At 72.7% G+C, this 6,392-nt stretch carries 9 protein-coding genes; 1 reads left to right on the top strand and 8 read right to left on the bottom strand.

From position 1 onward, the window contains the following. Nucleotides 1–13 precede the first annotated feature (13 nt). The 8 genes from pxpB to IEZ00_RS31790 all read right to left on the bottom strand — a co-directional run bounded on the left by pxpB (nt 14) and on the right by IEZ00_RS31790 (nt 5,379). Entirely contained in the window at nt 14–619 is a 606-nt protein-coding gene (gene pxpB, locus IEZ00_RS31755) for a 5-oxoprolinase subunit PxpB (RefSeq protein ID WP_189227054.1), read from the bottom strand. Between the two features lie 92 nt (nt 620–711). Beyond that, complete coding sequence (locus IEZ00_RS31760) at nt 712–1,347, bottom strand: heme-binding beta-barrel domain-containing protein (RefSeq protein WP_189227055.1); 636 nt, start codon at nt 1,345–1,347, stop codon at nt 712–714. Between the two features lie 183 nt (nt 1,348–1,530). Continuing rightward, entirely contained in the window at nt 1,531–1,833 is a 303-nt protein-coding gene (locus tag IEZ00_RS31765) for a DUF1416 domain-containing protein (RefSeq protein ID WP_189227056.1), read from the bottom strand. Nucleotide 1,834: 1 nt separating this feature from the next. Beyond that, the gene (locus tag IEZ00_RS31770) at nt 1,835–2,680 is read right to left on the bottom strand and encodes a sulfurtransferase (protein WP_189227057.1); all 846 of its coding nucleotides are present in this window, start codon (nt 2,678–2,680) and stop codon (nt 1,835–1,837) included. A gap of 26 nt (nt 2,681–2,706) precedes the next feature. Continuing rightward, nucleotides 2,707–3,144, bottom strand: a complete 438-nt coding sequence (locus tag IEZ00_RS31775) for a DUF4395 domain-containing protein (protein WP_189227058.1) — start codon at nt 3,142–3,144, stop codon at nt 2,707–2,709. Between the two features lie 245 nt (nt 3,145–3,389). Then, nucleotides 3,390–3,821 (bottom strand): TlpA family protein disulfide reductase, encoded by a 432-nt coding sequence (locus tag IEZ00_RS31780; RefSeq protein ID WP_189227059.1) that lies wholly within the window; start codon nt 3,819–3,821, stop codon nt 3,390–3,392. Next, nucleotides 3,818–4,615: an LmeA family phospholipid-binding protein gene (locus IEZ00_RS31785; protein ID WP_189227060.1), complete on the bottom strand. Its 798-nt coding sequence runs from the start codon at nt 4,613–4,615 to the stop codon at nt 3,818–3,820. The genes IEZ00_RS31780 and IEZ00_RS31785 overlap by 4 nt, the downstream gene beginning before the upstream one ends. Further along, a complete protein-coding gene (locus IEZ00_RS31790; protein ID WP_229796290.1) occupies nt 4,612–5,379 on the bottom strand; it encodes an alpha/beta hydrolase family protein in 768 nt (255 codons plus the stop codon). Before IEZ00_RS31790 ends, IEZ00_RS31785 begins: the two co-directional genes overlap by 4 nt. Before the next feature lie 175 nt (nt 5,380–5,554). Here IEZ00_RS31790 and IEZ00_RS31795 point away from each other — a divergent pair, with 175 nt between their 5' ends. Then, complete coding sequence (locus IEZ00_RS31795; protein ID WP_189227062.1) at nt 5,555–6,313, top strand: winged helix-turn-helix domain-containing protein; 759 nt, start codon at nt 5,555–5,557, stop codon at nt 6,311–6,313. Nucleotides 6,314–6,392: the final 79 nt, after the last annotated feature.

Raw genomic sequence — 6,392 nt, forward strand, 5'->3', positions numbered from 1 at the left:
CTCGCGACCGCGTTCACGCGACGACCTCGAACCGCACCCGGTCACCCGGCGCGAGCAGCGCGGGCTCGGCGCGGCGCGGGTCGAACAGCGGCGCGTCCGTGCGCCCGATCAGCCGCCAGCCGCCGGGCGTGGCCCTCGGGTAGGCGGCGGTGTACTCGCCCGCCACGCCCACCGAACCGGCCGGGACCTTCGTGCGCGGGGAATCAAGGCGCGGCTGCCGCAGCGGCTCGGGCAGCCCGACCAGGTAGCCGAAGCCGGGCGCGAACCCGCAGAACGCCACCGTGTACCGCGCCGACGAGTGCAGCCGCACCACCTCGTCCACCGGCACCCCGGCGGTCGAGGCCACCAGCTCCAGGTCCGGGCCGTCGTAGCGGACCGGGATGACCACCTCGCGGGCCGCCACCGGGGCGCGGCGCGCCGGGTCGACCGCGTCGAGCACCCGCCGCACGGCCGCCAGCCCGCCGGGGCGGGTGGTCACCAGCACCGTGCGCGCGGCCGGGACCAGCTCCACCACCTCCGGCAGCGCGGCGGCGGCCACCGCGGCGCGCACCGCCTCCACCTCGTCGAGGGAGTCCACCTCGACCAGCACCGCGTCGGTGCCGCAACGCCGCAGCCGCATGGCCCCCACTGTAGGGCAAGTCGAAGGATTGTTGAACAATCCTCGGGTGTCGTGTCCCGCCCACCGGACGGGACGACGACTCAGCCGACGACTCAGCCGACGACGCGCTTGAGGTGCGCGGAGGTGTGCGGCTGGAGCGGCTGGCCCACCATGGCCCGCTCCTCCACGTACGCCAGGTCGCCGTTGTTGACGATGCCGTACAGCCGCTGCGCCCCGACGACCTCCTTGGCGGTCGCCGTGCGCACCACCGCGTCGGTGCCGAACTCCCACGACGTCTGGGTGCGCGGCTTGCCGTAGAACAGCTCCACGATCCCGGTGTTGTGCGTCAGCAGCACCTCGATCGTGTCATCGGCCTGCGGACGCCAGAAGCCGGTCTCGCGCGCGGCCGGGCGGATCACCGCGCCCTTGTCGTCCAGCAACCACGACCGCGCCTCGTAGAACAGGAACGGACGCCCGTCGTGGGCGAAGGTGATCTGCTGGCCGAACCGGTACGGGCCGTCGATCGTCGGGTAGACGACCTCGCCCTCACCGCGCCACACGCCCACCAGCGGCAGCAGCGACAGGCACGCGTCGTGCAGCGACGGGCCCTCGCGCAGGTTCGCGGTGTCGGCCGGGATCGGCAGGTCGTCGAACTGCGGCAGGTTGCGCGACCGGGTGGTCTCGGCGCGCTCGGCGGCGGCCCGCACCGCCGCGTCGCCGCTGCCCGGTGCGGGGGTGTTCTCGGCCATCACCGCTGGTCGGAGAACAGCCGGTAGACGACGTACACGGAGAACCACACGACGAGCAAGGACACGAGGACCAGTAGCCCGGTGAAGAAGTGTTCCACCAGCCGAGTTTATCGCCCCGGACCGCGGCGCACCGGACCCCGGTGGCGAACGCCACCGGGGTCCGGGCGGAACTCGTCGGGCCGGTCAGGCCACCGCGACCTCGACCGGGTGCACCCCCGGCCCGTCCGCGCTGACCGACGCCTGGCCGTTGCCGGAGCGGTGCAGCGCCCGGACCGTCCACGTGCCCGGCGCCGCGTAGAAGCGGAAGTCGCCCTCCGGGGAGGACACCACCTCGGCGGTGAACTCGCCCGCGGCGTCCAGCAGCCGCACGAACGCGCCGCCCACCGGCTGACCCCCGGCGCTGACCCTGCCGGTCAGCACCACCTCGTCGGGACCGACCGCCAGGTCGACGCCCTGCTGCGGCGCGCCGCAACCGTCCAGGCTCATCTCAGTCCTCCTTGCCGGAACCCAGCTCGACCGGCACGCCGATCAGCGAGCCGTACTCGGTCCAGGACCCGTCGTAGTTCTTCACGTCCTCGTGCCCGAGCAGCTCGTGCAGCACGAACCAGCTGTGCGAGGAGCGCTCGCCGATGCGGCAGTAGGCGATGGTCTTCTTCGAGCCGTCCAGCCCGGCCTCGCCGTAGATGCGGGCCAGCTCCTCGTCGGACTTGAACGTGCCGTCCTCGTTGGCCGCCTTGCTCCACGGCACGTTGATCGCCGTGGGGATGTGGCCGCCGCGCTGCGCCTGCTCCTGCGGCAGGTGGGCGGGGGCCAGCAGCTTGCCGGAGAACTCGTCCGGCGAGCGCACGTCGACCAGGTTCTTGTTCCCGATGGCCTCGACGACCTCGTCGCGGAACGCGCGGATCGACAGGTCCTGCTCCTGCGCGGTGTACTGGGTGGCCGGGCGCTCGACCTGCTCCTTGTCCAGCGGGCGGCCGTCCAGCTCCCACTTCTTGCGCCCGCCGTCGAGCAGCTTCACCGACTGGTGGCCGTAGAGCTTGAAGTACCAGTAGGCGTAGGCGGCGAACCAGTTGTTGTTGCCGCCGTAGAGCACCACCGTGTCGTCGTTGGCGATGCCCCTGGCCGACAGGAGCGCCTCGAAGCCCGCGCGGTCGACGAAGTCGCGGCGGACCGGGTCCTGGAGGTCCTTCTTCCAGTCGATCTTCACCGCGCCGGGGATGTGGCCCCCGTCGTAGGCGGTGGTGTCCTCGTCGACCTCGACGAACACCACGCCGGGCGTCTTGAGGTTTTCCTCGGCCCACGCGGCCGAGACCAGGACGTCTTCACGGCTCATCGAGCTGCTCCAATTCGGGGTGTTTCCTACTGCGGACGTGCGAGGGACGGGACGCGGCGGCGCAGGAGCAGGAAGACCTCGCAGCCCAGGCACAGGCCGACCGCGGCGTTGAGCAGCGCGGCGGCCAGTGCGGCGGAGGTGGCGACCACTCCCAGCGCGGTGAGGCCGGTGGCGTAGCCGATGGTGCCGACCAGCGCGAAGACGAAGCCGACGCCCTGCGCGAACCGCAGCGGGGCGGGCTCCTCGCGCTCGGCGGTCGGCTTGACCCTGGGCTGGACGGCGTACCGGTAGAGGTGGCCCCACGGGTTGAGCTTGAGCGAGATGAACGCGCACAGGCCGAACAGCACCGCCTGCGCCGCCAGCAGCCGCCACGAACCCGTGAGCAGCACCGCGGCGAGGACGGCCGAGGTGATCCACGCGCTGAAGCGCGGACCCCGCGGGTCTACCGGGACGTCTTTCGGCACGACGACCTCCTGCTGTGGACGTGTTTGTCAGCCCGTCAGAGGCGGTCGTAGGGGTGGCGCGGACGCGCGTCAAGGCGCGTCAGCCGTCGGGGGACCGCCCGATCAGCCCGTCGCGCGACACAGGCTGCTGCGCACGCGGCACAGGTCCACCGCGAGTCGCTTGGTCAGCAGCGTGGTCATGGTCCGAGCGTAGCCGCTCGTCCCTTCAGCCGGGAATGGCGTCCAGCAGGTGGGAGATGCCAGGTTCACCCGTTCGTGTGGGGCAGGTGTGGGCGCAGCGCCTCCAGCAGCACGTCCCGCTTCGGCACCCCGCCGACCCGCAGCACCTCCGCCCCGGAGGCGTCCAGCGCCAGCGTCGTCGGGGTGCGCAGCACCCCCAGGCGGGTCGCCACCTCCGGCTGGTTCGTCACGTCCAGTTCGACGTGGCGCAGCCCGGCCACCCGCCCGGCCAGGTCGGACAGCAGCACGCGGGTGTGCCTGCACGGCGCGCAGAACGTCGTGGACAGCTGCACCAGCGTCACCGCCGCACCGGGATCGAGCGCCGCCCGCACCGCTTCCGGCAACTCCGGACCGCTGCTCCCGCCCACGCGCACCCTGCCCTCCCGCCACCTCAGCAGCACCGCGACGACCGCGGTGACGGCCACCGCGGCCACCACCGCCCAAGCACCCGCGCTCACCCCTGGTCCAGCGGGATGTCGTCGACCGTGCCCTCCACGGTCAGCGCGCCGCTCTCCACCCGGACCGCCGTGGGGGTCACGGTGAACGGCAGCACGCCGGGGTCGATCTTCACGGCCAGCGCCTGCCGCACCGCGCCCAGCGCGTCGCCCAGCGACGCCAGCGAGGTGTCGTCCAGCTGGACGTCGCTGACCGCGATCTCGACCAGCCCGCCGACCAGCGACACCGAGCCGTAGGCGGTGACCCGCAGCTTGCGGCCTGCCAGCGTGGTGTTGCCGCTGAGCTTCACCGCCGCCGTGGTGGGGCCCGCCTGCGCGGGCACGTCCTCGCGGGTGTCCGGCTCGATGGCCATGTCGGTGAACGGCGTGACCTGGTTGACCAGCCGGTTCAGGTCCGCCGCGTTGATCTTCACGCTGCCCCGGACCTGGTCGATCTTCGCGCCCCTGGTGTTGCCCGCGAGCAGGTCGGACAGGGCGATCCGGGTGTGGTAGAGGTTCGCCCTGACCTCCAGCTCGCGCAGCTGGTCGCGCACCGGCACGCCGGTCGCGCTGATCTCGATGTCCCGGTAGTCCCCGGCCAGCGCCTGGGTGATGAACGGGAAGCCGTTGATGCGCACCGACGGGTCCTCGCTGAGCGAGAGCTTGTCGCGCATCTTCTGCGCCACCTGGTACTCGCCCGCCGCGGCCAGGCCGAAGTCGGCGGCGACCAGCAGCGCGCCGAGCACCAGCACGGCGACGACGAGCTTGCGCCCCCTGCTCGGGCGGCGGGTCACGGGCGCGGGTCGGGTAGCGGTCATCGCCCTCTCCTGCTCTGCTCACTGGCACTGCGCTGACTGGCACCGGAGAGCCAGGTCGCGATCCGGTCTACCAGAGCGGGCGTCATCGCGGACTCGGCGTGCCGGGTGCCCGGCTCCAGCCACAGCTCGGCGTTCCCGCCCGCGGCCCGGTGCAGCGCGGTGGCGTGCGCCGGCCCGAAGTAGTGGTCGTCCTCGCCGTGCACGATCAGCAGCGGCGTGGGCGCGATGCGGTGCACCACCTCCAGCGGGCTCTCCGGCACGGTGGCCCACGGCGGCCCCAGCCGCACGCCCAGCGCGCGGGCTGCCAGCCTGCCGTGCGGCTGCTCCAGCAGCCAGTGCACCCGGCGCATGGCCGCGGTCTCCCGCACCCACCAGCGCGACGGGCTGCTCACCGCGGCGACCGCGTCCGGCCGGTCCTCGTGCAGCGCGGCGTGCCGCAGCGCGATCGACGCGCCCATGGAGAACCCGACCGTCACCACGCGCCGGTACCCCAGGTCGCGGGCCAGCGAAACCCCGGCGGCCAGGTCGTGCACCTCGTCACCGCCGACCGTGGAGCGGCCCCCGGAGCGGCCGTGGCCGCGGAAGTCCAGCGCGACCACCCCGCCGTGCCGGGCGAAGCGCTCCAGCACCCTGGCCACCCACGGCTTGCGCACGTGGTTGGTGAAGCCGTGGCCCACCACGAAAGCCAGGTCCTCGTGGGTCCGCACGGCCACACCACGTGACCTCACGTGCACGCCCCGCAGCAGCACGGAATCGTGTGACATGGATGTAACAGGCGTGACGCTTGTGGAAACAACTGTGACTCCCACCTGCTGACCTGGGTATTTCGCCGTGCGCACCGGTATCGTCTCCGTCATCCGCAGGCAACGGGGCCCGGTCACCGTACTTCGCCGCGAGCTGGTCCGGTGACCAGCCACGGCCGAACAGGAGGGCGCCGCGATGAGCATCGACGTGCTGCTGCTGACCACCGACTCCGACCCAGAAGCCGTTCTCCCCGCCCTGTCCCTGCTGCCGCACGAGGTCCGCCCCCTGCGCCCGGAGGTCTCGGCGCTGCTGGAAGCCGGTCCGCACGACGTCGTCCTGGTCGACGCCAGGACCGACCTGGTCGGCGCGCGCAGCCTGTGCAAGCTGCTGGACTCCAGCGGCGTGGACGTCCCCGTCGTCGCCGTGGTCACCGAGGGCGGCCTGGTCGCGGTCAACTCGGACTGGAACGTCGACGAGATCCTGCTGCCCACCTCCGGCCCGGCCGAGGTGGACGCCCGGCTGCGGCTGGTCCGCTCCCGCCGGGGCAACGCCCAGGCGGGCGGCGACGGCTCCCTGCAGCTGGGCGAGCTGGTCATCGACGAGGCCACCTACACCGCCCGGCTGCGCGGCCGCCCGCTCGACCTGACCTACAAGGAGTTCGAGCTGCTCAAGTACCTGGCGCAGCACGCGGGCCGGGTGTTCACCCGCGCGCAGCTGCTCCAGGAGGTCTGGGGCTACGACTTCTTCGGCGGCACCCGCACGGTGGACGTGCACGTCCGGCGCCTGCGCGCCAAGCTCGGCCCCGAGCACGAGTCGCTGATCGGCACCGTGCGCAACGTGGGCTACAAGTTCGTCCGCCCGCCGCGCCCCGGCGGCATCCGCCGAGGCATCGAGCACCTGGCCGAGCCCGCCGACAACAACCCCCTCGACGAAGCCGAGCTGTACAGAGTCTGATTGCCGCTGCTCCGCAGACGGCGGCTCGGCCGCCCGGAAGTCGGCTGTATCGATGGCCGCTGCTCCGCAGACGGCGGCT

Origin of the sequence: Saccharothrix coeruleofusca, assembly GCF_014648515.1 — a bacterium.
GTDB classification, from domain to species: domain Bacteria; phylum Actinomycetota; class Actinomycetes; order Mycobacteriales; family Pseudonocardiaceae; genus Actinosynnema; species Actinosynnema coeruleofuscum.

What these genes read in the sequence shown, in the direction of transcription:
- IEZ00_RS31795 (WP_189227062.1), top strand. Translation starts at nt 5,555, where the DNA reads ATGAGCATCGACGTGCTGCTGCTGACCACCGACTCCGACCCAGAAGCC.
- IEZ00_RS31790 (WP_229796290.1), bottom strand. Translation starts at nt 5,379, where the DNA reads ATGTCACACGATTCCGTGCTGCTGCGGGGCGTGCACGTGAGGTCACGT.
- IEZ00_RS31770 (WP_189227057.1), bottom strand. Translation starts at nt 2,680, where the DNA reads ATGAGCCGTGAAGACGTCCTGGTCTCGGCCGCGTGGGCCGAGGAAAAC.
- IEZ00_RS31760 (WP_189227055.1), bottom strand. Translation starts at nt 1,347, where the DNA reads ATGGCCGAGAACACCCCCGCACCGGGCAGCGGCGACGCGGCGGTGCGG.
- IEZ00_RS31785 (WP_189227060.1), bottom strand. Translation starts at nt 4,615, where the DNA reads ATGACCGCTACCCGACCCGCGCCCGTGACCCGCCGCCCGAGCAGGGGG.
- IEZ00_RS31765 (WP_189227056.1), bottom strand. Translation starts at nt 1,833, where the DNA reads ATGAGCCTGGACGGTTGCGGCGCGCCGCAGCAGGGCGTCGACCTGGCG.
- pxpB (WP_189227054.1), bottom strand. Translation starts at nt 619, where the DNA reads ATGCGGCTGCGGCGTTGCGGCACCGACGCGGTGCTGGTCGAGGTGGAC.